This window comes from Candidatus Pelagibacter sp. (assembly GCF_052049935.1).
Taxonomy (GTDB): domain Bacteria; phylum Pseudomonadota; class Alphaproteobacteria; order Pelagibacterales; family Pelagibacteraceae; genus Pelagibacter.
This window is the reverse complement of sequence record NZ_JBNGZA010000011.1, coordinates 1-26,686: the sequence shown is the minus strand read 5'-3', so window position 1 is coordinate 26,686 and position 26,686 is coordinate 1. Positions and strand designations below refer to the sequence as shown.

General features: G+C 27.8%; 27 protein-coding genes. 16 read left to right on the top strand and 11 right to left on the bottom strand.

The window, feature by feature from the left end; genetic code table 11:
- Window positions 1–8: 8 nt before the first annotated feature.
- Together ACTT90_RS06040 and ACTT90_RS06035 are read right to left on the bottom strand one after the other, a co-directional pair.
- Window positions 9–455, bottom strand: coding sequence for an Hsp20 family protein (locus ACTT90_RS06040; RefSeq protein WP_440930460.1), 447 nt, complete (start codon window positions 453–455; stop codon window positions 9–11).
- 95 nt (window positions 456–550) lie between these two features.
- Window positions 551–2,626: a S9 family peptidase gene (locus ACTT90_RS06035; RefSeq protein ID WP_440937878.1), complete on the bottom strand. Its 2,076-nt coding sequence runs from the start codon at window positions 2,624–2,626 to the stop codon at window positions 551–553.
- Between the two features lie 15 nt (window positions 2,627–2,641).
- Between ACTT90_RS06035 and ACTT90_RS06030 the strand changes: the two genes are divergently transcribed.
- On the top strand, window positions 2,642–3,145 hold the full coding sequence (locus ACTT90_RS06030; protein WP_440937877.1) for a J domain-containing protein: 504 nt from the start codon (window positions 2,642–2,644) through the stop codon (window positions 3,143–3,145).
- On the opposite strand, the gene ACTT90_RS06025 is transcribed toward ACTT90_RS06030, so the two are convergent.
- Window positions 3,138–4,067, bottom strand: coding sequence for a glycosyltransferase family 9 protein (locus tag ACTT90_RS06025; RefSeq protein ID WP_440937876.1), 930 nt, complete (start codon window positions 4,065–4,067; stop codon window positions 3,138–3,140). The two genes, ACTT90_RS06030 and ACTT90_RS06025, sit on opposite strands and share 8 nt — an antisense overlap.
- Before the next feature lie 41 nt (window positions 4,068–4,108).
- On the opposite strand from ACTT90_RS06025, the gene ACTT90_RS06020 reads away from it, so the two are divergent.
- From ACTT90_RS06020 to ACTT90_RS06005, 4 genes are read left to right on the top strand one after another with little or no spacing between them, the layout of a single operon-like run.
- On the top strand, window positions 4,109–4,993 hold the full coding sequence (locus tag ACTT90_RS06020; protein WP_440937875.1) for a dihydrodipicolinate synthase family protein: 885 nt from the start codon (window positions 4,109–4,111) through the stop codon (window positions 4,991–4,993).
- A 1-nt stretch (window position 4,994) separates the two neighbouring features.
- Window positions 4,995–6,185: a class I SAM-dependent methyltransferase gene (locus ACTT90_RS06015; protein WP_440937893.1), complete on the top strand. Its 1,191-nt coding sequence runs from the start codon at window positions 4,995–4,997 to the stop codon at window positions 6,183–6,185.
- A gap of 26 nt (window positions 6,186–6,211) precedes the next feature.
- Window positions 6,212–7,417: a hypothetical protein gene (locus ACTT90_RS06010; RefSeq protein ID WP_440937874.1), complete on the top strand. Its 1,206-nt coding sequence runs from the start codon at window positions 6,212–6,214 to the stop codon at window positions 7,415–7,417.
- A gap of 5 nt (window positions 7,418–7,422) precedes the next feature.
- Window positions 7,423–7,716, top strand: a complete 294-nt coding sequence (locus ACTT90_RS06005) for a hypothetical protein (RefSeq protein ID WP_014952690.1) — start codon at window positions 7,423–7,425, stop codon at window positions 7,714–7,716.
- Here the strand turns inward: ACTT90_RS06005 and ACTT90_RS06000 are convergent.
- Window positions 7,710–8,060 (bottom strand): DCC1-like thiol-disulfide oxidoreductase family protein, encoded by a 351-nt coding sequence (locus tag ACTT90_RS06000; protein ID WP_440937873.1) that lies wholly within the window; start codon window positions 8,058–8,060, stop codon window positions 7,710–7,712. The genes ACTT90_RS06005 and ACTT90_RS06000 overlap by 7 nt on opposite strands.
- A gap of 86 nt (window positions 8,061–8,146) precedes the next feature.
- Between ACTT90_RS06000 and tldD the strand changes: the two genes are divergently transcribed.
- From tldD to ACTT90_RS05985, 3 genes are read left to right on the top strand one after another with little or no spacing between them, the layout of a single operon-like run.
- Complete coding sequence (tldD, locus tag ACTT90_RS05995; RefSeq protein ID WP_440937872.1) at window positions 8,147–9,559, top strand: metalloprotease TldD; 1,413 nt, start codon at window positions 8,147–8,149, stop codon at window positions 9,557–9,559.
- A gap of 2 nt (window positions 9,560–9,561) precedes the next feature.
- A complete protein-coding gene (locus tag ACTT90_RS05990; RefSeq protein WP_440937871.1) occupies window positions 9,562–10,878 on the top strand; it encodes a TldD/PmbA family protein in 1,317 nt (438 codons plus the stop codon).
- Entirely contained in the window at window positions 10,875–11,855 is a 981-nt protein-coding gene (locus ACTT90_RS05985; RefSeq protein WP_440937870.1) for an NAD(P)-binding protein, read from the top strand. The genes ACTT90_RS05990 and ACTT90_RS05985 overlap by 4 nt, the downstream gene beginning before the upstream one ends.
- On the opposite strand, the gene ACTT90_RS05980 is transcribed toward ACTT90_RS05985, so the two are convergent.
- Window positions 11,848–12,528, bottom strand: coding sequence for a DUF6134 family protein (locus tag ACTT90_RS05980; protein ID WP_440937869.1), 681 nt, complete (start codon window positions 12,526–12,528; stop codon window positions 11,848–11,850). The two genes, ACTT90_RS05985 and ACTT90_RS05980, sit on opposite strands and share 8 nt — an antisense overlap.
- Before the next feature lie 48 nt (window positions 12,529–12,576).
- On the opposite strand from ACTT90_RS05980, the gene yczE reads away from it, so the two are divergent.
- Window positions 12,577–13,224 (top strand): membrane protein YczE, encoded by a 648-nt coding sequence (gene yczE, locus ACTT90_RS05975; RefSeq protein WP_440937868.1) that lies wholly within the window; start codon window positions 12,577–12,579, stop codon window positions 13,222–13,224.
- On the opposite strand, the gene typA is transcribed toward yczE, so the two are convergent.
- From typA to groES, 3 genes are all read right to left on the bottom strand, one after another.
- The gene (typA, locus tag ACTT90_RS05970) at window positions 13,221–15,044 is read right to left on the bottom strand and encodes a translational GTPase TypA (RefSeq protein WP_440937867.1); all 1,824 of its coding nucleotides are present in this window, start codon (window positions 15,042–15,044) and stop codon (window positions 13,221–13,223) included. The genes yczE and typA overlap by 4 nt on opposite strands.
- 272 nt (window positions 15,045–15,316) lie before the next feature.
- The gene (groL, locus tag ACTT90_RS05965) at window positions 15,317–16,981 is read right to left on the bottom strand and encodes a chaperonin GroEL (protein WP_440937866.1); all 1,665 of its coding nucleotides are present in this window, start codon (window positions 16,979–16,981) and stop codon (window positions 15,317–15,319) included.
- Between the two features lie 22 nt (window positions 16,982–17,003).
- Window positions 17,004–17,294, bottom strand: a complete 291-nt coding sequence (gene groES, locus ACTT90_RS05960) for a co-chaperone GroES (protein ID WP_014952699.1) — start codon at window positions 17,292–17,294, stop codon at window positions 17,004–17,006.
- A gap of 125 nt (window positions 17,295–17,419) precedes the next feature.
- Between groES and ACTT90_RS05955 the strand changes: the two genes are divergently transcribed.
- From ACTT90_RS05955 to ACTT90_RS05930, 6 genes are all read left to right on the top strand, one after another.
- Window positions 17,420–18,238 carry a TIGR01459 family HAD-type hydrolase gene (locus ACTT90_RS05955; protein WP_440937865.1) on the top strand — a complete coding sequence of 273 codons (819 nt, stop codon included), beginning with the start codon at window positions 17,420–17,422 and terminating at the stop codon, window positions 18,236–18,238.
- A 6-nt stretch (window positions 18,239–18,244) separates the two neighbouring features.
- On the top strand, window positions 18,245–19,162 hold the full coding sequence (locus tag ACTT90_RS05950; protein ID WP_440937864.1) for a bifunctional riboflavin kinase/FAD synthetase: 918 nt from the start codon (window positions 18,245–18,247) through the stop codon (window positions 19,160–19,162).
- Window positions 19,155–21,890 (top strand): isoleucine--tRNA ligase, encoded by a 2,736-nt coding sequence (gene ileS, locus ACTT90_RS05945; protein WP_440937863.1) that lies wholly within the window; start codon window positions 19,155–19,157, stop codon window positions 21,888–21,890. Before ACTT90_RS05950 ends, ileS begins: the two co-directional genes overlap by 8 nt.
- Window positions 21,880–22,356, top strand: a complete 477-nt coding sequence (gene lspA / locus ACTT90_RS05940) for a signal peptidase II (protein ID WP_440937862.1) — start codon at window positions 21,880–21,882, stop codon at window positions 22,354–22,356. The genes ileS and lspA overlap by 11 nt, the downstream gene beginning before the upstream one ends.
- Window positions 22,349–22,669, top strand: a complete 321-nt coding sequence (locus ACTT90_RS05935) for a hypothetical protein (RefSeq protein WP_440937861.1) — start codon at window positions 22,349–22,351, stop codon at window positions 22,667–22,669. Before lspA ends, ACTT90_RS05935 begins: the two co-directional genes overlap by 8 nt.
- Before the next feature lie 110 nt (window positions 22,670–22,779).
- Window positions 22,780–23,844, top strand: a complete 1,065-nt coding sequence (locus ACTT90_RS05930) for a glucose-6-phosphate isomerase (RefSeq protein ID WP_440937860.1) — start codon at window positions 22,780–22,782, stop codon at window positions 23,842–23,844.
- Here ACTT90_RS05930 and rsmD read toward each other — a convergent pair.
- Both rsmD and purD read right to left on the bottom strand, forming a co-directional pair.
- Window positions 23,816–24,376, bottom strand: coding sequence for a 16S rRNA (guanine(966)-N(2))-methyltransferase RsmD (gene rsmD, locus ACTT90_RS05925; protein ID WP_440937859.1), 561 nt, complete (start codon window positions 24,374–24,376; stop codon window positions 23,816–23,818). The genes ACTT90_RS05930 and rsmD overlap by 29 nt on opposite strands.
- Window positions 24,373–25,635: a phosphoribosylamine--glycine ligase gene (purD, locus tag ACTT90_RS05920; protein WP_440937858.1), complete on the bottom strand. Its 1,263-nt coding sequence runs from the start codon at window positions 25,633–25,635 to the stop codon at window positions 24,373–24,375. Before purD ends, rsmD begins: the two co-directional genes overlap by 4 nt.
- Before the next feature lie 21 nt (window positions 25,636–25,656).
- On the opposite strand from purD, the gene ACTT90_RS05915 reads away from it, so the two are divergent.
- Window positions 25,657–25,848, top strand: a complete 192-nt coding sequence (locus ACTT90_RS05915; RefSeq protein WP_440937857.1) for a DUF2093 domain-containing protein — start codon at window positions 25,657–25,659, stop codon at window positions 25,846–25,848.
- Window position 25,849: 1 nt separating this feature from the next.
- Here ACTT90_RS05915 and ACTT90_RS05910 read toward each other — a convergent pair.
- The coding region (locus tag ACTT90_RS05910) for a lysophospholipid acyltransferase family protein (protein WP_440937856.1) at window positions 25,850–26,686 on the bottom strand (837 nt) is incomplete at its 5' end.

Genomic DNA, 26,686 nt, shown 5'->3' with positions numbered 1-26,686 from the left:
AAGGTTATTTACTTTATTTCTATAAGTTTTTTCTTCTTATGTTCAGGTACAATTCTTTCACAAGAAATTGTCAAAAGACCATCTTTAAGCTCTGCACCATTTACTTTTACATCATCAGCAATTGTAAATGATCTTGCAAATTGTCTTTGAGATATTCCTTTATGAATAATCTCCCCATCCACAGTTTTATCTTCAGATTTATTAACTTGTTTTGTTCTTACAGTTAATAAATTATCCTCAAACTCAACTTCCACATCATTTTTGTTAAAACCAGCTAAAGCAACCTCAATAGCATAGTTGTCTTTTCCAGTTCTTCTGATGTTATAAGGTGGGTAGTTTGATTGCATTGTCAAACTTCCATTACCCAACATATTTTCAAATTGATCAAACATATCGTCAAATCCAATTGAAAACGGTCTTAGTGAGTTAAATATAGATAGATCCTTACTTGTCATAGTTTCCTCCTTTTATTAAGCAAGTTATTTGGCAAGCCCCATTAGGCGACTTACTAAGCTTACATAGGTACGAAACTTTCTATTTCAATAGTGTATTATATTTTATTTGAAATTTTTAAGGCAAAAGCATAGTCAACTGCGATTTCTTCTATTGCTCCATCTCTACCAGATTTACCGCCATGACCAGCGTTCATTTCTGTTTTTAAAAGTAATAAATTATTATCAGTTTTATAGTCTCTTAATTTTGCAGTAAACTTTGCAGGCTCATCAAATAATACCCTATTATCACTTAAGCTTGTTGTAATTAAAATATGTGGGTAATCCATTTTTTTTATATTGTTATAAGGTGCGTAAGAATAAATATAATCAAAATGTTCTTTAATATCTTTAGCATTACCAAATTCATCAAATTCACCTATTGTAAGTGGTAATGAATGATCTAGATTTGTAGTTAATGAGTCCACAAAAGGAACAGCCATTATTATTCCTAAAAATAATTCAGGAGCACTATTAACAACTGCTCCCATCAATAAACCACCAGCAGAACCACCCATACCAATTATTTTTTTTTTAGAAGTATATTTATTATCAATCAAATGTTTTGCAGCGTAGATGTAATCTTCAAAAGTATTTTTTTTATTTAAAAGTTTACCTTCTTTCCACCACTTCATACCTTTTTCCATACCTCCTCTAATATGTGCAGTAGCCCAAATAATATTTCTGTTAATCAAACTTAGTCTGGTAGATGAAAATATTGGATTCATAGAACTTCCATAAGATCCATATCCGTATAATAACAAATTAGCTGAACCATCTAATTTTGTATTTTTATGTCTTGTAATTGTAAGAGGAACCAATCTTCCATCATGAGACTTATATTCTATTCTTTCTACCATATAATCGTCAGGATTATGACCTGATGGAATTTCCTGTTCCTTAACAAGAGCTTTTTCTTTAGTTTGAAGGTTATAGCTATAAACTCTCGAAGGTGTTTTTGGTGAAGAATAACTCAGATAAACAGTATCTGTATTTTTATCTCTCTGCATTAAAGATACTCCAGGAACAGTTACAGTTTCTTCTGAAAAAATCAGCTCTTCTTCTAAACCTGTTTTAATATTTTTAACAAAGATTTTATCTAATGCATTTGATGTTTCTGATCTTAAAATCCAATTATTTAAAAAAGTACATCCTCCAATTAAGACCTCTTCTTTAGGTGGAATAAAATCTGTCCACTTTTGCTTTTCTAGATTATTTGAAATTTCAACTTTAAAATCTTCTGCATTCTCATTTGTATGATTATAAAATTTATTATCCCAAGAATTTACAGAATATAAAACGCCTTTTTTTCTCTCTTTGATAAGTTTGGGTTTTGGTTTTTCTTCATCTGACTTAAAATAATATTGCTCAGATGTGTTATGGTCTGATGTAGAGATAAAAAAATATTTCTCATCTGAACTTAAACTTATACTTACAGTAAAAGCATCACTTTTTTCATTGAAAATTAACTCATCTTCTTCAACTTTAGATCCAAGTTTATGTCGATATATTGTTCTTGCTCTATGGTTATCGTCTAGTTTTGAATAAAAAATATATTTGTCATCTAAGCTAAAAGTAATACTTCCAGAAGTATCTTTAATTTCTGGTGAAATTATTTTTTTACTTTGAATATCTCTTATAAATATTGAATAGTATTCTGATCCTTTTGTATCTAATGAATAACCCAGATATTTATCATTAAAGCTAACTTCTAAATCGCCAACACCAAAATATTCAACACCTAATTTTTCTTTTTCCTGATCACCATTCCAAATTTCTTCAACTATTGAAGAGTTAATTTTTTTTCTCAATTTAATGGAGTAATTTCCTTTTGTAGTAGTTTTAGTCCAATACTCATAAGTATGATCTTTGTATGGAAGAGACTCATCATCTAATTTAATTCGTCCTTTAATTTCATTAAATAAAGTTTTTTGTAAATCTTTTGTATCTTTAAGATGATGGTCTGCATAAATATTTTCATTTTCTAGATATTCTTTAACTTCTTGATCAAGTTTATTTTTATCTTTTAAAACTTCCAAAATATTTTCTTGATGTATCCAGCTATAATTGTCTTCCCATGTAACATTATGACATGATTTTAATTCTGGTTTTTTTTTAAGATATGGTATTTTCATTTTGAAACGAGATACATGAATATAGTAATTTATACAGTAGTAATTTTGACGTTATTCTACTTTATTCTCAAATTTCTAACTAATATTTCGCCAAAAAAAATATCAAAAAGTCTTAGGATCCTAATTATTTTTGGATCAGTAATTTTAGCTATCTTATTTGCTATTGGAGGAAAGTTTTTATTATCTTTACCTTTAACACTAATTAGTTTGGGTTTAATGAAGTTAAAAGGTTTATCTTTATTTCAATTATTTTCATTATTTAGACTTATTCAAACTTTGAGAAGCTCTGGTAGATTTAACTTTGGTCAAGCGAATGCAACAAATAATACAACCATGTCTGTTGCCGAAGCTTATAAAATTCTTAACTTAGATAAGAATAAAAAAATTACCAATGAAGACGTCAATAAAGCTTATGTAAAAATTCAAAAAAAAATACATCCAGATGTATCTCCTGAAACCTCAAGGCTATCATCGATTGTTAATGAAGCTAAAGAAATTGTATTAAGAGATATTAAATAAATTGTTTAATAGAGTTAAAGACATCATCTACACCTATTAAATTGGGATCTAATCTTGTATCATGAGTAATTTTATCAATAGAGATATTTTGAGGAATAATTCTATTTTGAAATTTACTATAGCTTGTATAAGCCTCAGGTGTATCAAGCATAATTATAAAACTTGGAATTTTTCTTTGTGAAGCTATATGATGACCAAAAGAGTCATTGCCAATAAATAAATTACTTGATGAAATATAATAAATTACTTCTGAAATATTCTCATTGGCCAAAGATTTACAATTGGGAATATTTAGTCCTTTTATAATTTCATCAGCAGCATCACTTTCATCTGGACCACATAATAAAAAATAATGAAATTTAGATTCTAAATTTTCAAATTTTTTTATAAGAGATAAATAATTTTTATAACCCCACTTGGTTGTAGGCCCTGATGAACCAATACCAAGAATAATTATCTTTTTATTTTCAATTTTATAATTTTTAAGCTTTTTCTCATCGACATTGAATTTTGTTTCAGTAGGACAATTTTCTATTTTCAATATTTTTTCAGTAAATCTCTTAGCTGTTTTTACTAAGTGCAAGTTTTTCTTCTTAAATAAGGGATATTGATAAATATGTTTAATACCAGAAATTTTACATGCAAGAAAATATCTTACGCTTGGATAAAAAATGAAAATATTATCCAATTTTAAATTTTTGAAAAAAGCTGAGAGATTTAAAATATCCAAAAATTTTTTATGATACTTATCTAAATATATAACTTCTTTAATTTTAGGATCTGTTTCAAAAATTTTATCTAATTTAGAACATAGGGTTATAATTGTAACAGGACCAAACCTTTCTGCAATTTGATGGCAATAGCTTAAATGAAGCAAATTAGCTCCAATCCCTTTATAGCTGAGAAAAATTCCTGTTTTCATACTAATGAAATATTTATTATAATTATTATATATAAATTACTATGACAGAATTAAGAGGAATATTTGCTGCAACTATTTCAGTATTTAATGATGATTTAAGTTTAAATATTGAAAAAACAATTGAACATTCTGAAAATATTATTAATGAAGGATGTCATGGAGTTGTGATGTTTGGTAGCACTGGTCAGGCACAATATATTTCTGTCTCGGAAAAAATTAGCCTGATTAATCAATTATCAAAAAGCAAATATAGTGACCAATTCATAATAGGAACAGGATTGAATTCATTAATTGAAATAATCAATTTTATGAAAACCTCTTGTTCTTTAAACTTTAATAATTTTTTAGTAATGCCACCCGCATTTTATTCTTATGATGAATTAGGGGTAAAAAAGTTTTACGAAAAAATAATTGAATCAGTTCCAACATCAAAAATAATTTTGTATAATTTCGAAGCTCTTTGTGGTTTCAAATTTAATGAAAATTTAGTAAGAGACCTTAAAAAACAATTTCCTGATCAAATAGTTGGTATCAAAGACACTACAGGAAATTTATTCAAAAAAATTAAAATTGATAATTTTTCTTATTTTTTAGGAACAGAGCTTAATTTATTAGAAGGTCTTAAATTTGGTTATGCAGGAATAATAACAGCAAATGCAAATGTTTCAGCTTCTTTATCAAGAAAGGTTTATGATGATTTCCTTTCAAAAAAAGAACAAACAGTTAATGAAAAATTACATAATATAAGAAAATTGTTTGATAAATATAATACCATTACAGGGCTTCATGCTTATCTAAGTCAGTCTGATAAATTATTAGAAAATATTTTACCTCCGTTATCTTTACTTAAGGAAGGAGACAAAAAAGATTTAATTCAAAATTTGAAAAAATTAGATTTTCAATTAACTTTAAAATCAGTTGCATAAAATGTTGCTTGCAAGATTTCTAAATAAAATTTTTAAAAAAGATGGGTTTATATTAATCGATGCAGATAAAAAGAAATATTTTATTGGTGAACCAAAAAAAAGAGAACCAATTACAATTAAGTTATTAGATAAAAAATTACATTACAAATTATTAATTAATCCAGATTTATATTTTGGTGAAGCTTACACAGATGGAACTCTTCAAATTGAAAATTCAGATGTAACTGAATTTTTAGATATTGCTTTGATGAATATTGGAAGAAATGAATTTAATTACATCAGTTATTTAACGAATAGATTGAGAGGATCATATCGTTATTTAACAAATTTTAATTTTATAAAAAAATCAAAAATGAATGTCTCACATCATTATGATATTTCTGATGATTTATATGATTTATTTTTAGATCCTAAAAGACAATATTCTTGTGCATATTTTAAAAACGAGAATGATGATTTAGAAACTGCTCAAAATAATAAAATTCAACATATAATTAAAAAATTAAATATTAAAAAAGATCAAAAAGTTTTAGATATTGGTTGTGGTTGGGGAGGTTTAGCTCTCGAAATTGCAAGAAAAACCGATTGTGAAGTTACTGGTATAACATTATCTGAAAACCAACTCAAATACGCTACCCAAAAAGCAAAAGAATTAAATCTCGACAATCAAGTAAAATTTAAATTAATCGATTATAGAGAATTAAATGAGAAGTTTGATAGAATTGTAAGTGTAGGAATGTTTGAACATGTTGGAAGAAAATTTTATAAAAAATTTTTTAAACAGGTTGAAAGATTGTTAAAAGACAATGGAGTTTCTTTAATTCATACAATTGGATCTGTAATGCCACCTAGAGATCCTCATCCTTGGATTACAAAATATATATTCCCAGGAGGATATACGCCTAGTTTAAGTGAGGTTACAAAACCTGTTGAAAAAGCAGGTTTAGTAGTCTCTGATATTGAGGTGTTGAAACTTCACTATTCTTACACTCTAAAAAATTGGAAATTGAATTGTTTAAAAAACAAAGAGAAAATTATTAAAATGTTTGATGAAAAGTTTTTTAGAATGTGGGAGTTTTATCTTGCAGGTTGTGAAATAGCATTTAAATGGGGTGACCAGGTTGTTTATCAATTTCAATTAACAAAAAATTATACTTCAACTCCAGTCACAAGAGACTATATTTACCAATAAATACTTGATAAATATCAAATCTCTTTATGAAAAAATCTAAAAAGAAAAATAAAAAATCACGTAAAAAGGGGAAAATCTCTAGAAAAGGAAGAAATTTCAAAAAAAAACCTCTAATAAAAAAAGCAAAGAAAATTAAAAAAAGTAAAAAAATTTCAAAAAAGAAACCCAAAACTTTAAGAAAAAATAAATCTAAAAATTTCAAGAAAAGTTTAAGAAAAATTAAAATAAAACCAAAAGAAACTTTTGTATCAAAAATTGTTAGACTTCAATTTGCATTAAAACCAAATTTTAATTTCAATTTTTCAATCAATATTGAAAAGTATATTCAATCTTTTTTTGATAAAATTGAATTAACAATTACAAATTATAAAACTTTAAGGGCTGATGAGAAAAGACGAATACAATTAGAAGAGATAAAAAAAGAAGAAGATTTAAAAAAAGAAGATGAAAAAAGAAAAAAAGAGCAAGCAACATTAGAATTAAAACTTAAAAAACAAGCAATTAAAGATGAAATAAAATTAGAAAAAGAAAGAGCAAGAGATATCAAAGCATTTTTAAGGAAAGAACAAGCTCTAATCAGAATTGAGCAGGCAGAAAAACAAAAACAATTTTTACAAAAATTAAAATTAGATAAGCAAATTGAAAAATTTAGAATTAGAGAGATTAAGGAGCTTGAAAATCTTGAGAGAATTTCACTTAAAGAGGAGAGAGAAGATTATGCAGAACTCCAACAAAGAATAGATAAATTAAAAGAAAAATACCGAATAATTAGAGATCAGAAAATTAGAGAAAGAGTAGAGGCTCTAGGAGTAAAATTAATTGGAGATGAAGATAGAGAAACTTTATTACAAAAAGAAAAAGAATTTACATTAGCAAGACAAAAAGTTGAGTTTGCACTTGAAAGCTTTTATAGGAGTGCAAGTAGTTTGGTTTTTCAATTGAATAAGCGACACATTACCAGACATATGTCAATTTTACGTTGTATAGATAGAAGGTTCGAAACTGGCGAGATATTTATTAGATGGGACGAGTCTTCAGATGATGAATGGTTATTACTTATTTATATAAAAAACAACTCTCCAGATGAGGGGATAGTCATTGAAGACAAAACTAATCCAGAAAAAAATCTTTCTCACGAATACAAAAATAATGAAATTTTTAAAGCCTCTGACACGATGGTAGACTCTTTAACACAATTAATTGGTAGAATGAGATCAAAATCTGAAAATTAAAATTAATGTTTGCAAGTTTTATTACATTATTAATTTTATTTTTTATCATTAAATATATTTTAGCCTGGATCGATTATTTCAATAAATTAGATGATAGATTAGGCGACTCTCTTTGGAGATGGAGTTACGATTATCACGTAATTGGAGAAAGAGATATCTCTGATCTAGATGATAAAGATTTTGTAAGATTAAGAAGAAAAAGGAATAAAGTAGTTACTTATATGTATATTGTTTTCTTTATAATGTTTTTTATTTCTATGTGGTTTTTAAGTGAAGTATTGATATTTTTTTTTCAATAATTTTTTAATTGTTTTTTATTTTTTAAATACAAAAAGAAAGCAACAAATTCATAAAGTAGATTAAAAATTGGAAAAATTATTGGAAGTTTAAAAAATTTATATAAAAATCTATACTTTGGCATTTTACTCCACAGTATTAAAAAAGCTTCTGCACCACCAATTATCTTATCACCTTCTTTTACATGCAGTCTTCTTAAAAGATCTTTATCAGATTTATTAGTTTCTTTAGATGCAACTTTGTTATTTGTGATATCCACCCAATCAATTTCACTACATTCTTCTTTTTTATAGAGATCAATTTCAGCTTTACAGATTTTACAGGAATTATTGAAATATACCTTCATAGTTTTAAGATAATATTCTTATTAAAACTTACAAGTGAGTTAAATCTATTAGTTGAATTATTAAAGTAATTAACTACATACCAGATATGTCTAACTTCTTCAAAAATACAGATATTTCAAAAAATATTGCTGATGAAATTGTATCAGAAACTTTGAATTCATGTGATGATGGTGAACTTTATTTAGAAGACTCAAAAGCAGAGTCAATTTTGTTAGACGATAATAAAATAAAAAGTTCTAGTTATGCAACAGATCTAGGATTTGGTTTTAGGGCAATTTCAGGAGAGGTAGTTGCTTATTCTCATTCTAATGAAATATCTAAAGATTCTCTTAAAAAATCTTCTGATAATTTAAAAGCCACCCTTAAATCAATTAATGGAACCTATAACCATTCAATACCAAAAACTAACAAGAAATTTTATGAAGATATTAATCCCATAGAGCAAAAAGATTTAAATTCAAAAATAGAAATTTTAAATAATGTTAATAACTATATAAGATCAAAAAATCCTAACACCAAACAAGTAACAGCAAGTTTTAGTGGTGAACAAAAATCAATAGAAATAATAAGAGCAGGAGGCGAAACTCTTAATGATGTTAGACCTTTAATTAGGTTCAATGTTTCTGTGATGTTGGAGAAAAATGGAAGAAAAGAGTCTGGCGTATATGGTATAGGTGGCAGACAGTCATATGATACTTATTTAAAAGACAATAATTGGAAAAATGTTTGTGATGAAGCTTTAAGAATTGCTTCTGTAAATTTAGAAAGTAAGCCCGCACCTGCTGGAGAAATGCCTGTTGTTTTAGGACCTGGATGGCCTGCAATTCTTATTCACGAAGCAATTGGTCATGGATTAGAAGGAGATTTTAATAGAAAAAAAACATCTGCATTTCATAATTTAATGGGAGAAAAAGTTGCGAGCGAAGGTGTTACAATTGTAGATGATGGAACAATTGACAATAGAAGAGGCAGCTTAACTATAGATGATGAAGGCACTCCAACAGAAAAAACTGTTTTAATTGAAAATGGAATATTAAAAAATTATATGCAAGATCGTTTGAATGCTAGACTGATGAACACAAAGTCTACAGGAAGCGGTAGAAGAGAAAGTTACAAACATGTTGTTCTTCCTAGAATGAGAAATACCATGATGTTGAGTGGTAAGAATACTCAGGATGAAATGATATCTTCTGTAAAGAAAGGAATATTTGCAGTCAGTTTTGGTGGTGGTCAAGTTGATATCACCTCTGGAAAATTTGTATTTAACTGTACTGAAGCATATGAAATAGTTAATGGGAAAATTGGTTCACCAATTAAAGGTGCAACTTTGATTGGAGATGGGCCATCAATTTTAAGAAAAGTTTCAATGGTTGGTAATGATATGATGTTAGATCCAGGTATAGGAACTTGTGGAAAAGCAGGACAAGGAGTCCCTGTAGGTGTTGCTCAACCTTCAATATTAATTGACCAAATGACTGTTGGTGGAACACAACTTTAATTATGGTTAAAGATCAAAATTTCTTAGAGGACAAAGCATCTCAATGTTTGGATTTAGCAAAAAAATTTGGTGCAACAGATTGTGAAGTTTTGGTTTCAAATTCTATCGATGAAACGGTAAGCTTTAGAAATAAAATTCTAGATGAGGCTAATCGTTCAGATAGTTTAGTCGCAAGTATTACAACTTATATAAATAAAAAAAAATCTTCTATAGCATCTTCAAATTTATTAAATGACAATCTCAAAACACTTATTGAAAGGTGTGTAGAAACTACAAAATTAACTCCTGAGGATGAGTTTAACTCCTTACCGGATAAAGATCTTTATTCTAAAGATAATTTAGATTTAGAACTTTACGATGATACAAGTTTTGAGAATGATAAAAAAATTCAATATCTTAAAGAATTGGAAGAAAAGGTTTTTGAAGAAAAAAAAGTAATAAATACAGAGTCTGGATTTTCACAGAACAAATCTAATTTTATCTTAATTAATAGTGACGGATTTAGTGGTGGACATAAATCTTCATCATTCTCTTCATCTTGCGTAGTTGTTGCTAAAGATAATGGGGGAATGGAAAGAGATTATGAATATACAAGTAAGTGCCACTTAGATGAAATTAAGAAACCAGAAGAATTAGCAAAATTAGCAACAGATAGAACAATAAAAAAGCTTAGTCCTAAAAAAATTGGTAGTGAAAAGCTAAATCTAATTTTTGATAAAAGAATAGCAAAAGGAATACTAAGTGCATTTGCAGGAGCTATCTCCTCATCTTCAATTGCAAGAGGTACATCGTTTTTGAAGGATAAAATTGGTTCAGAGATTTTTTCAAAAGAAATCACAATAATTGATAAGCCTGATATCAAAAAAGGTTTAGGATCTCAGCTTTTTGATGGAGAAGGTGTTCATTCAAATGAATTATGTTTAGTAGATAAAGGAATTTTAAAAAGTTATTTAGTTGATACTTACAATGGCAAAAAATTAAATATCAAATCTAATGGTAGAGCAGGTGGTTCTACAAATTTATATTTTGACAGAGGAAATACAAGTTATGATGATCTTTTAAATTCTTCATCTAAAGCTATTTATATTACTGAAACTATTGGTCATGGTACAAATTTAATTACTGGCGATTACTCTGTTGGTGCTGCTGGTTATTTAATTGAAAATGGAATTTTAAAAGAACCAGTAAACGAAATTACAATTGCTGGTAATTTAAAAGATATGTTTAAAAATCTAACACTTGCCAATGATTTAGAGTTTGAATATGCAACAAATTCTCCAACAATGATGATAGAGGGAATGGTTGTTGCTGGTAAATGATTGATTATTGTATAATTGGTTCAGGCATATCTGGCTCCACTATTGCAAATTTATTAAAAAAAAAATATCAAGTTGTTATTTATGATAAGGCAAGAGGACCAGGTGGAAGATCTTCATTTAAAAGATTTGATAAAAAAATTGGTTATGATCATGGAGTGCAATACATTTCTCCGAAAACAGCCAAATTTAAAAAATTCATTAATAAATTAATTAAATTAGGAATTTTAAAAAAATGGGGTGGAACCCACCTTTTTTTAAATAATAGAATAAAAGAAAATAAGAAACATCAAAAAATAATAGGAACAAATGGTAATAATGATATCAGCAAGTATTTAATAAAAAATATTAATTGTAATTTTGAGAGTGAACTAAAAAAAATAAAAAGAAAAAATTTGTATTGGGAGTTAGAATTTATAAATAATAAAAAAATAAATTGTAAAAATTTAATCTTAACTTGTCCTCATCCACAATCTAAAAAATTAACTATTAAATATTTAAAAGACAAAAGTATTCTTAAAAAGAAAATAAAAATGAGTGCAAATGTAACTGTAATGTTTACATTAAAAAAAAATCTTGAAAAAATTAGCAGTTTTTTTTTTGATGATCCTATATTGGGCTGGGCTGCATTAGAGAACAGTAAAAATAGATTTAAAAGTAGATTTAATCATTGGACCTTGCAAAGCACAAGTAATTGGGCAAATAAAAAAATAAATAAAAATAAAAAGATGAAATTAATAAATTCAAATATTTTAATAAATAGATTTTTTGAATTAACAAATACTAAGAAAGAAAAGTTAAATAATATTTTAAATCATGGATGGAAATATTCATACAATCCCAAACCACTTAAAATAAAAAGCTATTGGGATAAAAAAATAAAACTTGGGATATGTGGAGATTGGTTTGTTGGTTCTAGATTAGAGTCGGGCTGGATTAGTGCTAATGATCTTTATGATAAAATAAAAAAATCTAATTAAATTCTTTTACTCTATATTCCCATTCACCCATTCTTGAATAAGTTACTTTTCTAATGATAGAATTCTCTTTATCGTACCAGACGTCAAAATCTAATCTTTTATCTTCGGGTATACTCATATCTTTTGATTGAAGTTTAAAATGCTCAACTTCATACGATTTACCATAAAGTGTTATTGTCTCCTTACCAAGAAATGTTACAACTTGTTCTTTAATACTTCCTGATATTGGGCTGATTTGAGAACTTGCTTGAAGTATTTTATGACTCCACCAATTTCCAATAACATTATCATCACTAGCTAAACCAGTATAAGAAGAGCCTTTCACTTCAAATTGATTATTTTGCTTATTATACTTTAGATCAACAAATTTATTTTTTTTGTTTTGTCTAGTTTTAGATTCGTAAGAGATGAGTTGATCTTTATTATATTTTTCCTCGCCATAACCTTCCACTTCAAAAACTGTTGCGCCAAATAGCTTTACAGTAAATTTAATTTGATTTGTTACAGTGGTATTATTTCCATCTCTTTTAAAAAAATAAAAATTATATCCAATCACCTCACCATTTCTTAAAATTTCCATTTCAATGTTATTAAAGTTCTTATAGTGGCCCATATGAGAAAATGAATTACTTGAGATTAAAAAAAACAATAAAATGAAGGTTATTTTTTTCATGATAAGATTAAGCTTTAATAAAAAAAAAATTTAAAGTATCAAGCAAAAATGTTTTTATCTATTAAAAAAATTCCAGTAGTTGATTGGAGTTCGAAAGAAACATTTAATTTTAAACCAAAAATTTCAACATTTTCATATTTATGTTTTGGTTTGATGTTATTTGGTTTTGGGGAAGCTTTGTTAGTAGTTTCAACGACAGGGAATTCACCTTGGACAGTTTTGGCAGAAGGTGCATCAATTATTACAGACCTTTCTATTGGAGTAGCTACATTTTTTATTAGTGTTGGGGTTCTATCATTATGGTTTTTTTTAAAGCAAAAACCTGGTCTAGGCACAATTATGAACATAATCATTATTGCTATAATGTTAGATATAACAATTCATTTATTAGGTTCTCCAAGTAATCTTATCTCTCAATATTTTATGGCAATCTTAGGTGTGTTTTTAGTTGGTCTCGGAAGTGGTTTTTATTTGACTGCAAATTTAGGTCCAGGTCCAAGAGATGGTTTAATGACAGGATTAACCAAAAAAACAAATCTACCCATTGCTTTAGTCAGAGGTTGCATCGAAATTACAGCTGTTGGAGTAGGTTGGTATTTAGGTGGAACAGTAGGAGTTGGAACTCTGATTTACGCTTTTGGAATTGGACCTTGTGTTGCTTTAGGATTATTTATTGTAGATAAAATTTTTAATTAAGCTGCTGAAGCTTTTTCGCTTCTTTTTCTTTCATGAGGATCTAGAATAGCTTTTCTTAGCCTACAAGACTCAGGTGTAATCTCTAATGCTTCATCACTGTTCAACATACTTAGCTGTTCTGCAATTGACATTTTTCTAACAGGAGTAAGAACAACATTTTCATCTGTGCCTTGAGTTCTCATGTTAGTTAATTTTTTTCCTTTCATGACATTTATTATCATATCACCAGGTTTAGGTTGCATACCAACGATCATGCCAGTATAGACAGGATCGTTGTGTGTTACAAACATCTCACCTCTAGCCTGTAAGTTAAAAATTGCAAAAGCAACTGCTTTACCTTGCTCCATGGAAATTAATGCTCCATTTTTTCTACCTTCCATGTCTCCTTCATATGGACCGTATTCATGAAAAATTCTGTTAATTACACCATTACCTTTTGTAAGAGTTAAAAATCTACTTGTGTATCCCATCAATCCTCTTGTTGGTGCATGAAAAATTAATCTTTTTTTATCTTTACCTGTATCCTTAAGTTCGATTAACTTACCTTTTCTTCTATTCATAGAGTCAATTACTTTTGAAGAATGCTCTTCATCTAAATCCATAGTAATTTCCTCTATTGGTTCCAATCTATTTCCATTTTCATCTTTTTTATAAAGTACCTTTGGTGGACTTACAGTCATCTCAAAACCTTCTCTTCTCATTTGAGTAAGTAAAATCTCCAACATCAACTCTCCTCTACCACTTACAATAAAAGAGTCATTTCCATCATTTTCTTCAAAGGTGATTCCAACATTATTTTGTGCTTCTTGAATTAATCTATCTCTGATTTGTGTACTTGTTAATTTTGAGCCTTCAGTTCCCGCTAATGGAGATGTATTAACTGTTATAGTTATAGACATTGTTGGTGGATCTATAGGTGTTGCAGCAATTGGTTCATTTACATCTAAATCACAAATCGTATCGGCTACATTTGTTTTTTCTAAACCTGCAACTACAACAATATCTCCTGCTTCACCAACTTCTATTGGCACTTTTTTGGTTCCTTCGTATCTAAAAATTTTAGTTAATCTGCCTTCGTCAACTTTTTCACCTTTTAGATTTAAAGCTTTAATAGCTTGGTTAGCTTTTGCAGTTCCTTGAGCAATTCTTCCAACTAAACTTCTTCCTAAAAAACTATCTGCGTAAAGAAGAGTAGATAACATTGCAAATGGTTTTGTTTTATCTAACTTTGCAGGCTCAACATGTTCCACTATCATATCTAAAAGTGGTTTTAAATTTTCTCTTGGTCCATCAACTTCTTTTGATGCCCAACCAGATCTACCGCTCGCATATAGTACTGGAAAATCTAATTGTTCTTCATTTGCATCCAAGCTGACAAATAAATCAAATGTTTCATCTAAAACTTCATTTGCCCTTTGATCAGGCTTATCAAGTTTATTAATTACAACAATTGGCTTTAGACCTTGTTTCAAAGCTTTTGCTAATACAAATTTTGTTTGAGGCATTACACCTTCAGCTGAATCTATTAAAAGCAATGCTCCATCAGCCATACTTAATACTCTTTCAACTTCAGCAGCAAAATCTCTGTGACCTGGCGTATCGATTATGTTAATTCTTGATTCTTTCCAATTAATAGAAGCTGGTTTTGCAAGAATAGTAATTCCTCTTTCTTTCTCTAGCTCACCAGAGTCCATTAATCTTTCATCAACAACCTCATTCTCTCTGAATGATCCACTCTGTTTCATTAAATTATCAATTAAAGTTGTCTTTCCATGGTCAACATGGGCGATAATTGTGATATTTCTAATATTATTACTCATAAAGTGTCGCCCTTATACTGATTTAAATTGATTTGAAAACATTAAAAAAGTGCATAACTGGCTTGAATAATTGATATTTATTTAGATTAGTTAGACTTTTTTGACTTTTCTCTTTTAAATTTCCTCTTTTCTTTAAGTGTAAATTTTGGTTTTTTTTTCACACTTGAGTCTTTAAATGATTTTCCACTGTATCTTTTAGACATAATTCTTTACCTAAAAAAAAGGCCATCATAAATGATGGCCTTTTAAATTTTTTATTGAGTGTAGTGGACTTACATTCCCATTCCACCCATTCCACCCATGCCACCCATGCCACCCATTCCTCCAGGCATTCCACCAGCTGCACTAGCATCTTTTTCTTCAGGCTTATCTGCAATCATTGCTTCAGTAGTTACTAATAATCCTGAAATGGAAGCTGCATCTTGTAAAGCAGTTCTAACAACTTTGACAGGATCAATAATACCTTTTGCAAACATATCACAATACTCTTCGCTTTGAGCGTCATAACCATGAGTTTTTTTATTTTGCTCTAACAATTTACCAACTACAACTGAACCATCTACTCCAGCATTTTTAGTAATTTGTCTTATAGGTGCTTCAAGTGCTTTTTTAACAAGATCCACACCAGCTTTTTGGTCATCACCTTTAACCTTTACTTTGCTAAGATCTCTTGATGCATATAATAAAGCACATCCACCACCAGTTACGATACCTTCTTCAACAGCAGCTCTAGTTGCATTTAATGCATCTTCAACTCTGTCTTTTCTCTCTTTAACCTCAACTTCTGTTGCACCACCAACTTTGATAACCGCAACACCACCAGCTAATTTAGCAAGTCTCTCTTGAAGTTTTTCTTTATCATAATCAGATGTTGTTTCATCTATTTGTTGTTTGATCGAACCACATCTTGCTTCAATGTCAGATTTCTTACCAGCACCATTTACAATTGTACTGTTGTCTTTATCAACTTTAACCTTCTTACATGAACCAAGATCATCTAACTTAACATTTTCAAGTTTAATCCCCAAATCTTCAGAGATAACAGATCCACCAGTTAAGATAGCAATATCTTCTAACATTGCTTTTCTTCTATCACCAAATCCTGGAGCTTTAACTGCTACAACTTTTAAACCACCTCTTAATTTGTTAACAACTAAAGTTGCCAAAGCTTCACCCTCAACATCTTCAGAAATAATCATCAATGGTCTTCCAGCTTGCACAACAGCCTCTAAAAGTGGAACCATTGGTTGTAGATTTGTTAATTTCTTTTCATGTAAAAGAATAAATGGGTTATCTAGCTCTGTAGTCATTTTATCACTGTTTGTAATAAAGTATGGAGATAGATAACCTCTATCAAATTGCATACCTTCAACTACATCAAGCTCTGTCTCTATACCTTTGTTTTCTTCAACAGTAATAACACCTTCGTTACCAACTTTTTGCATTGCTTTAGCAATCATTGTTCCAATTTCTTTATCACCATTTGCTGATATTGTTCCAACTTGAGCTATCTCATCACTATCTTTAACTTTTTTTGCAGAAGCAACTAAGTTTTCTTTAACTGTTTCAACAGCAGCATCTATCCCTCTTTTTACATCCATAGGGTTCATGCCAGCTGTCACATATTTTACACCTTCTTTAACAATTGCTTGTGCAAGAATAGTTGCAGTAGTTGTGCCATCACCAGCTTCATCATTTGTTTTACTAGCAACTTCCTTAACCATCTGTGCACCCATGTTTTCAAATTTATCTTCTAGGTCAATTTCTTTAGCAACTGAAACACCATCTTTAGTAATTCTTGGAGCACCATAAGATTTATCCATAACTACATTTCTTCCTTTTGGTCCTAAAGTTACTTTAACAGTGTCAGCCAAGATATTTACACCTCTTATCATTGCTGCTCTTGCTTCAGCATCAAATTTAACAACTTTTGCCATTATATTTCTCCTTTATAATTAATTACTTGCTTGAAATACCCATAATGTCTGACTCTTTCATTATGCTATATTCTTTACCGTCAATTTTAACTTCAGTGCCTGACCACTTACCAAAAAGTACTTTGTCACCAACTTTAACGTCCATTGGTATAGTTTTTCCATCTTCAGTTTTTGCACCACCACCAACAGCTACAACTTTACCTTCTTGAGGTTTTTCTTGTGCTGAATCTGGTATAATAATTCCACCAGCAGTTTTCTCACTACTGTCTAAAACTTCTATTAAAACTCTGTCGTGTAACGGTTTGAATTTCATAAACTCTCCTTTAAATAAATATGGAGCTCATATAGATATTTGGCTATGTATTTCAAGATCTATGCAGCTTCATAATTATCAAAAAACTTAGAAAAAAAGGCTTTTTAAGGTTATATCTAATCAGGATGACTAAAAATTTAGACACAGATGGGCTTAAATCTATAGTTAGTAATTATGATATACTCTACATAGATTTATGGGGCGTTGTACATAATGGTATCGAACTTCACAAAGGAGCTATTGGAGTTTTATCTAAATTAAGTGAAATTAAAAAAAATTATGTTTTGCTAACTAATGCTCCAAGACCTAACAAAACAGTAAAAAAATTCTTAGAAAAATTGGGAATGAAATCTGAACAAATTGATCACGTTTATACATCAGGTCAAGCAGCCCTAAATTATTTAAAAAAAAATCTTAATGATAAAGATTTTTTTCACATAGGACCACCAAGAGACTTTGATTTATTTTTAAGCTTTAAAAATAATAAGAAAGAAAATTTAGATGAAAGTGAATATATATTATGCACTGGTTTATATGATGATAAATCCGATGATTTAAATTTTTATAAAGACTTGTTAGAAAAATATATTCAAAAAAAAATGATATGTACAAATCCAGATTTAATTGTAGATCGTGGAAATAAAAGAGAACTATGTGCAGGATCAGTAGCAATGGTTTTTGAAAAAATGGGAGGCAAAGTTATATATTTTGGTAAACCTTACCCAGAAGTTTACAATCAAGCAATTGATAATAAAGATAAAAAAATATTATGTATTGGTGATAATCTTAATACAGATATTAAAGGTGCAAATTTACAAAATTTTGACTCTTTAATTATTTCAGATGGAATTCATAAAGCAGAAATAGAAAATAGCGGTATTGAAAAAGTTTCAAAGATATATGAATCGATTCCAAATTATATTCAATCAAAGCTGACATGGTAAGAATAAATGAAAATTTTTAATAATTTTGATATTCCAAAAAATATTAAGGGCTCAATTCTTCTAATTGGTAATTTTGATGGTGTTCATTTAGGACATAAAAAACTTTTTAAAGAAGCTCAAAAGTACAAAAAAAGATATAAACTCAAAATTGGAGTATTAACTTTTGAGCCAATGCCAAAAATGTTTTTCAGTAAAAAATTGAAAAATTTTAGAATTTCATCCTTAAAACAAAAAAATGAATTAATGAAAAATTTGAAAATTGATTTTTTAATAAATAAAAAATTTGATAAAAATTTTTCATCTACTAATTCAATTAATTTTATCAAAAATATAATTTCAAAAAAATTGAAAACAAAATTCATATTTGTAAGTGATAATTTTAGATTTGGTAAAAATAGGGAAGGAGATGTTAAACAATTAAAAAGCTTTGAAAGTGAATTGAATTATCAATTAGTTAAACCTAAGCCAGTTAAAATAAATAATAAAATTGTTTCCTCTACTCTTATAAGAAAATCTTTAGAAAATGGAAAATTGGATTTTGCAAATAAACTTTTGGATAGAAAGTGGGTTGTTGATGGTAAAGTTGAAAAAGGAAGACAGTTAGGTAGGAAGATTGGGTTTCCTACATGTAATATTGATATTCAAGATTTTTTAATTCCAAAATTAGGTGTTTATGCGGTAGATGTATTGTTAAAAAGAAAAATCCACAAAGGCATAGCCAACATAGGTTATAGACCTACTTTTAATCAGAAAAAATTATTATTAGAGGTTCATCTATTTAATTTTTCTGGAAATCTTTATAATAAGTATTTAAGAGTTAATTTTTTAAAATTTATACGAAAAGAAAAAAAATTTACTGATATTGAAAAATTAAAACAACAAATAAAAATTGATCTAGCTAAAGCAAAGAAAAATTATGTCTAAAGCACAAATTAATCTTCCAAAAACTGCATTTTCAATGAAGGCCAATCTTCCATCAAGAGAGCCTCAAATGTTAGATTATTGGAAAGAGATTAATCTTTACGATGAATTACGAAAATCAAGTAAAGGTAAAGAAAAATTTATTCTTCATGATGGTCCTCCTTATGCAAATGGTAATATTCATATGGGAACAGCATTAAATAAAATTTTAAAAGATATCATTGTTAAATTTCATCAAATGGATGGAAAAGATTCTATTTATGTACCAGGATGGGATTGTCATGGTTTACCAATTGAATGGAAGATAGAAGAACAATACAAAAAAAATAAAAAAAATAAAAATGATGTTCCAATTGTAGAGTTTAGAAAAGAATGCAGAGAATTTGCTGAAAAATGGATAGATATCCACAAAGGTCAATTTAAGAGATTAGGCGTTATTGGAGATTGGGAAAATTACTATTCTACAATGAGTTTTAGTGCTGAAGCTCAGATTGTAAGAGAACTCGGTAAATTTTTAAAAGAAGAAAGTTTATATAGAGGTTTCAAACCAGTCTTATGGTCAACGGTAGAAAAAACTGCTTTAGCTGATGCTGAAGTTGAATATCAAGATCATAAATCAGATACAATTTATTCTGCGTTTAAAGTTAAAAGTTCTCAATTAAAAGAACTTGTTGATTCAGATATTATAATTTGGACAACGACACCCTGGACAATACCTGCCAACAAGGCTTTGGCTTATAATCAGGCATTAGATTATGTTTTAATTGAAATTTTAGACGAAAATGATTTTAAAGGAAAAAAGATAATCATAGCAAAAGATTTACAAGGATCAGTTGTTAAAGAATGTAATTTAGAAAAATTCAATTTATTAAAAACTTTCTCTGGAAAAGAGTTTGATGGCACTATTTGTTATCACCCATTTTTTGAAATGGGTTATGATTATGATATTCCAATGTTGGAAGCTAGATTTGTTACTACAGAACAGGGGACTGGAATAGTTCATTGCGCTCCAAGTCATGGCCCTGATGATTTTAATTTATGTTTAAATAATGGAATTAAAGCAATAGAGACTGTTGATGGTGATGGAAAATATACATCAAATGTCAAGGAATTTGAGGGATTACACATTTTTAAATCAAATTCAGTCGTAATAGAAAAACTTAAAAATTATAAAAGACTTTTATCTAATGGAGAACTTGTTCATTCCTATCCTCATTCATGGAGATCAAAAGCACCGTTAGTGCATCGTGCTACTCCACAATGGTTTATATCTATGGAAAGCCATAAGCTAAGAGATAAAGCGTTAAAAGCAATTGATGAAACAGAATTTTTTCCAAAGAAAGGAAAAGAGAGATTAAAATCAATGATTGAAACTAGACCAGATTGGTGTGTTTCAAGACAAAGAGTTTGGGGCGTTCCTCTTCCAATATTTGTTCACAAAGAAACAAAAGAAATTTTAGCTGACGATGAGGTAATAGAAAACATTGCAAGTATTTATGAAAAAGAAGGATCAGATTGTTGGTTCTCAGATGATCCTCAAAGATTTTTAGGAAATAAATATAAAGCAAATGATTATGAAAAACTTAGTGATATTGTTGAAGTGTGGTTTGACAGTGGTTCGACACACGCTTTTGTTTTAGAAAAAAGAGATGATTTAAAATGGCCTGCATCAATGTATTTAGAAGGTTCTGATCAACACAGAGGATGGTTTCACTCATCTTTACTTGAATCTTGTGGAACAAGAGGAAGAGCACCATTCGAGTCAATATTATCTCATGGATTTGTTGTTGATGGTAAAGGACTTAAAATGTCCAAATCATTAGGCAATGTTATTGCTCCTGAAGATATATTAAAAAAATATGGCGCAGATATTTTAAGAATTTGGGTCGCCTCATCGAACTACGCAGAGGATCTAAGAATAGATTATACAATTCTAGATCAACACGCGGATTCTTACAGAAAAATTAGAAATACTTTTAGATACTTATTAGGCAACTTAAATGATGAATTCGAAGATATTAATTTAAATGATCTAAATATTGAAAAATTTCCTGAATTAGAAAAATATATGTTAAATAAATTATATTTATTAGACATCAAATTTCACGAATACTTTAATAAGTATGATTTTCATAATTTATATAAAGAAATTTTAAACTTTTGTACTGTAGATCTTTCAGCTTTTTATTTTGATATAAGGAAAGATACTCTTTATTGTGATCCTAAAGAATCTTATAAAAGACAAGCGTGTATTAAGTTATTAAATGTAATATTAGGTAATTTAATAAGATGGTTTGCCCCTATACTCTCTTTTACAACAGAGGAAATCTTTAAATTAGTAGAAAAGAAAAAGAAAAGTATACATTTAGAAAGTTTTAAAAGGATCCCAGAAAAATTTAAAAATGAAGAATTAGATAAAAGATGGCTGGAGTTGAAAAGAATTAGAGAAATATGTAATTCTAGTATTGAAGAATTGCGTACTTCTAAAGAAATTGGTTCAAGTTTGGAGGTAGACTTAAAAATAGAATTGAATGAAGAAAATTATAAAAACTTTAATGACATTGATTTTGCTGAGTTGTGTATTACATCATCAGCTGAATTAGTTCAAATTCCAAATAATGAGATTAAAGTCTTTGCAAAAAAAGCTGAAGGTGGAAAATGTCCAGTTTGTTGGAAATTGAAAACTCAAAAATGTGAGAGACCACAATGTGGACTGATTAATGAAAGTTAAAAAAATTTTTATTTTTAATTTAATCTCACTTTTTTTTTTATTTTCGCTAGATAGATTGTCAAAATTTTACATTCTTCAACAAAATAATTTAAAGCCAAATTTTAATATTGAGGTAACAAGTTTTTTAGATTTTAATCTAGTTTGGAATCAAGGAATAGCATTTGGTCTTTTAGCTTTTGATGATATTCTCATATATAATTTCATAAGTTTCATTATTGCTTTAGTTATCACTTTTTTGATAATACTGTCATTTAGAGAAGAAAGTTTTAGAAGATATGTTTATTTGTTGATTTGTGGCGGGGCTTTAGGAAATTTTTATGATAGAGTAGTTTATGGTGCCGTAGTCGATTTTATAGATTTTAATTATAATAATTTTCATTGGTTTATATTTAATGTTGCTGATATAATGATTACTGTAGGTGTTCTAATTTTAATTTTAAGTGAATTTTTAATAAAAGATGAATAATAATTTTATCAGATATCTTATTTTAACAATTTTTTTATTATTTATTTATGGTTGTCAAAGTTTAAAAGATGGTCTTGAAGGAAACAAAAAATCCAAAAGTTCAGAAGAATTTCTTGTAAAAAAAAAAGATCCTTTAGTTTTGCCACCTGATTTCACCAAACTTCCATTGCCAAATGATGAAGTAGATGAAAAAAATAATAATGAGTTTGATTTGGAAAATGTTCTAAAAAAAAATAAAAATACCAAGAAACAAACTAAAAAAAATAACTCGCCAATTAAAAACAAAATATTAGAAAAAATAAAAGAAAATTAATGTTTTCTAAGAACATAATTTATAAGAGTTTTAATTCAAAAAAGATAAATAAGTTTAAGAAAAAAAATTTTATTAATTTAATTAAGGAAAAGAGTGAGATTTTTAACTCAATGAAAAAATCTTACAAAAATCAATACAATATTCAATCAATTAAAAAAAATATTTCAAGAAGAGAAACTAGAATATTTGGCATAGGAGGGTCTATCTTAGGATCACAGGCTATAAATAGTTTCCTTGAGAATAAAATTAAAAAAAAAATAATTTTTATTGATAACCTTAATAAAAAAACATCTTTTCAAAGTAAAAAGTTTTTTAACATAATTATTTCTAAATCTGGAAATACTTTAGAAACTATAGCTAGTTCAGCTGCTTATATTAATAAAAATGACAAAAATTTAATATTAACAGAAAATAAAAAAAATTATTTAAGAGATTTAGCTCAAGAGTTAAAAGCCGAAATTGTTAATCATAATAACTTTATTGGGGGAAGATACTCAGTATTGTCAGAAGTTGGAATGCTCCCAGCGGAAATAATGGGATTAGATCCAAAAAAATTTAGAAGATTTAATCATATAGTGAAAAATAATCACTTTATAGACTCATTAATTGACAGTGTTAATTCGATACTCTTTTTTGTAAAGAAGAAAAAATATAATTCGATAATAATTAATTATGACGAAAAGTCTGAAAATTTATTTAAATGGTATCAGCAATTAGTTTCTGAAAGTTTAGGAAAAAAAAATAAAGGGATACTTCCAACTATTTCTAATATGCCTAAGGATAATCATAGTGTTATGCAATTATACTTGGATGGATTTAAAAATAATTTTTTTACTTTTTTTTCTTCCATGGAAAAAACAAATATAAAACCAAAAAGACAAATTTTAATGAGTAGATTTAATTATTTAAAATCGTTTGATTTAAATCAAATTAAATCAATACAAAAAAAAGCAACTGAAAATATTTTCATTAAAAGAAATATTCCGTTCAGATCTTTTGATATTGCTGTAAGAAATGAAGAAACTCTAGGGGAGTTATTTAGTTTTTTTATTTTTGAAACTATAATCTTAGGTAGAGCATTAAAAGTTAATCCTTTCGACCAACCATCTGTAGAATTGATAAAAAAAGAAACTTCTAAAATTTTTTCTATGACAAAGACAAAAATAAAATTTTAGAAATTCCATAACTTTTTTCTTCTAAGATTTTTAATTTTTTTGGAATTAAATCTTGTGTTTTTTTGTGTCGATGCATAATTATTAGACCATTCTTTTTAAGAATATTTGCATCAAGTAGTTTATCTAAAATTAAGTTAATATTATTTTCTTTGTACGGTGGGTCGAAAAAAATAATTTCATATTTCATTAATCTTTCGAAATTAAATTCGACATTAATCTCTTTTTGAATAATTTCACATGCATCATCTACTTTACAACTAAGAATATTTTTTTTTAAAACATTTATAATGTTAGTGTAATTTTCAACAAAAGTAACAAACGAAGCTTCTCTAGATAAAGTTTCTAAACCAAAGGATCCAGTTCCTGCAAACAAGTCTAAAACTTTTGAGTTTTTAATTCGTATATCAAATTTATTAGAATGACTAAGAATATTAAAAATAGACTCTTTTGTTAAATCTTTTAAAGGCCTTGTGAGGTTATCATTAGGTTGTAATATTTTTTTTCCTTTAAATTTACCTGATATAATTCTCATTCTTTAATGACTCTGTGACCAATATCACTTCTGAAAAAACCCTCTTGCCAACTTAAAGTTTTAATATTCTTTATGATTTTTTTTCTAGCTTCAAAAAAATCTTCAGATAAATTTATAAAATTTAAAACCCGTCCACCGTTTGAAAAAATATCAGTATTTTTTTTAATTGTACCAGCATGAAAAATAATATTACTTTGATCTACAGTTAATTTGTCTAGATTCTTAATTGCTATATTTTTTTTGAATTCACCAGGATAGCCTTTTGAGCATACCACAATGCACATGCTTTTTTTTGTTTCCCATTCAATATTAATTTTATCTAAATTTTTCTTACAACATGCATCTATTATTTTAGAAAAATCAGTTTTTAGTTTAGGTAAAATAGTTTGACACTCAGGATCTCCCATTCTCACATTGTATTCGATTAAATAGGGTTCATCATTTTTGATCATTAAACCAGCATATAAAAAACCTTTATATTGAGTGTTTAAATTTTTCAAAGCTTTAAGAGTTGGATTAATAATCTTATTAATAATTTTTTCTTTCAATACTGGAGTAATAAGTCTTGATGGACAATATGCACCCATACCACCTGTATTTTTTCCTCTATCTCCCTCTAAAACACGCTTATGATCTTGAGCTGTTTCAAATTCAGCAATATTATTTCCATCCGAAATAATAAAAAAACTCATTTCCTCTCCATCTAGAAATTCTTCAATAAGGATATTATTTGAAACTCCAAACTTTCCACCAAATATTTCATCTACTGCTTTAAAAGCATCTTCAATTGTTTCTGAAATATAAACACCTTTACCTGAAGCTAATCCGTCAGCTTTTATAACTATAGGCAAACTTGAATTTTTTATGAATATTTTAGACTCCTCTACAGATTTAAAAATTCCAAATTTTGCTGTTGGAATATTGTACTCTTCACATATTTTTTTAGTAAATATTTTTGATCCTTCAAGTTGAGAAGCTATTTTGTTTGGACCAAAAACTTTAATATTATTTTCTTCTAAATAATCAGTAAGACCATCTACTAAAGGTTTTTCCGGACCTATAATAACTATATCGATTTTTTTTTCTTTAATATAATCTTTTAATTTTTGAAAATTATTTATATCAATATTTACATTAGTTGAGATTGATTCAGTCCCAGCATTTCCAGGAAAACAAAATACTTGATTGTTAGGATTTTTTTTTAAACTATAGCATATTGCATGCTCTCTGCCTCCACTACCGATTATTCCAAATTTCATAAAATAATATATAAACTAAAAATGTTTAAAAAATTAGCAAAATTAAAATATTTACCAAACAATTTTGAAATAATTGAAAATGGAGATCATGTTATTTGTAGTATTTCTGGCAAAAAGATAGCACTTGATGATTTACAATACTGGAATGTTGAGTTGCAGGAAGCTTATTTTTCCTATGTGGAAGCATCTAAAAAAAGGGAACAAGAAGAGTAATTCATTTCCACCTATTGTGTGACCAAATCCATTGTGAGGGATTTTTTAATATCATTTTTTCAAGCCATGTATTTAATGAAGCAGTTATCTCTTCTATAGTTTTATCTTCATTAAATTTTAAAGGATTAAAAATTTCTAAATAAAATTTATCATTTTGCTGTCTTTCAATATATATAGGAACAATTTTACATTTGAATTTTTTTACAAATTGAGCTGGGATTGAAGTAGTGTAAGCCTTTTTACCAAAAAAATTTATATGGACACCTTCTGATACTCTTTGGTCAATCATCAAAGCAATTGATGATCCATTTTTAAATAATCTTATGAGAGATCGAACACTAGATAATCCTTTCTTTATTTGATTTTTACAAATATATTTTTTTCTTATCTTTTCCATAGTTGAATTCAAAATATAATTATTTAAAGGTCTATAAATCGCTGCAATATCAACATTTGATTTTTCTAGATACATTGCCATTAATTCAAAATTGTCAAAATGTGCAGATACAAAAATTACAGGATTTCCTTTTTCTGTGATCTCTTTCAAAATTTCTTTACCTTTAATTTCTATATTTTTATCATTTAAATCATTTCTAAATTTTTTAATAAAAGAATATTCTGCAAATATTTTCCCATAATAAGTCCACATACCATTTGAAATTTTTTTTATTTCCTCGTGGCTAATATTAGGCATGGCAATAGAAAGATTTTTTATAATTGTTTTTTTTGATCTAAATAAAGGCCCAAAAAATCTAAAAATATTACCAGAAAGTACAATTGATAATTTAAGGCCAATGATTTTAAATATTAAAAATAAAAACTGTATAATTATATATTC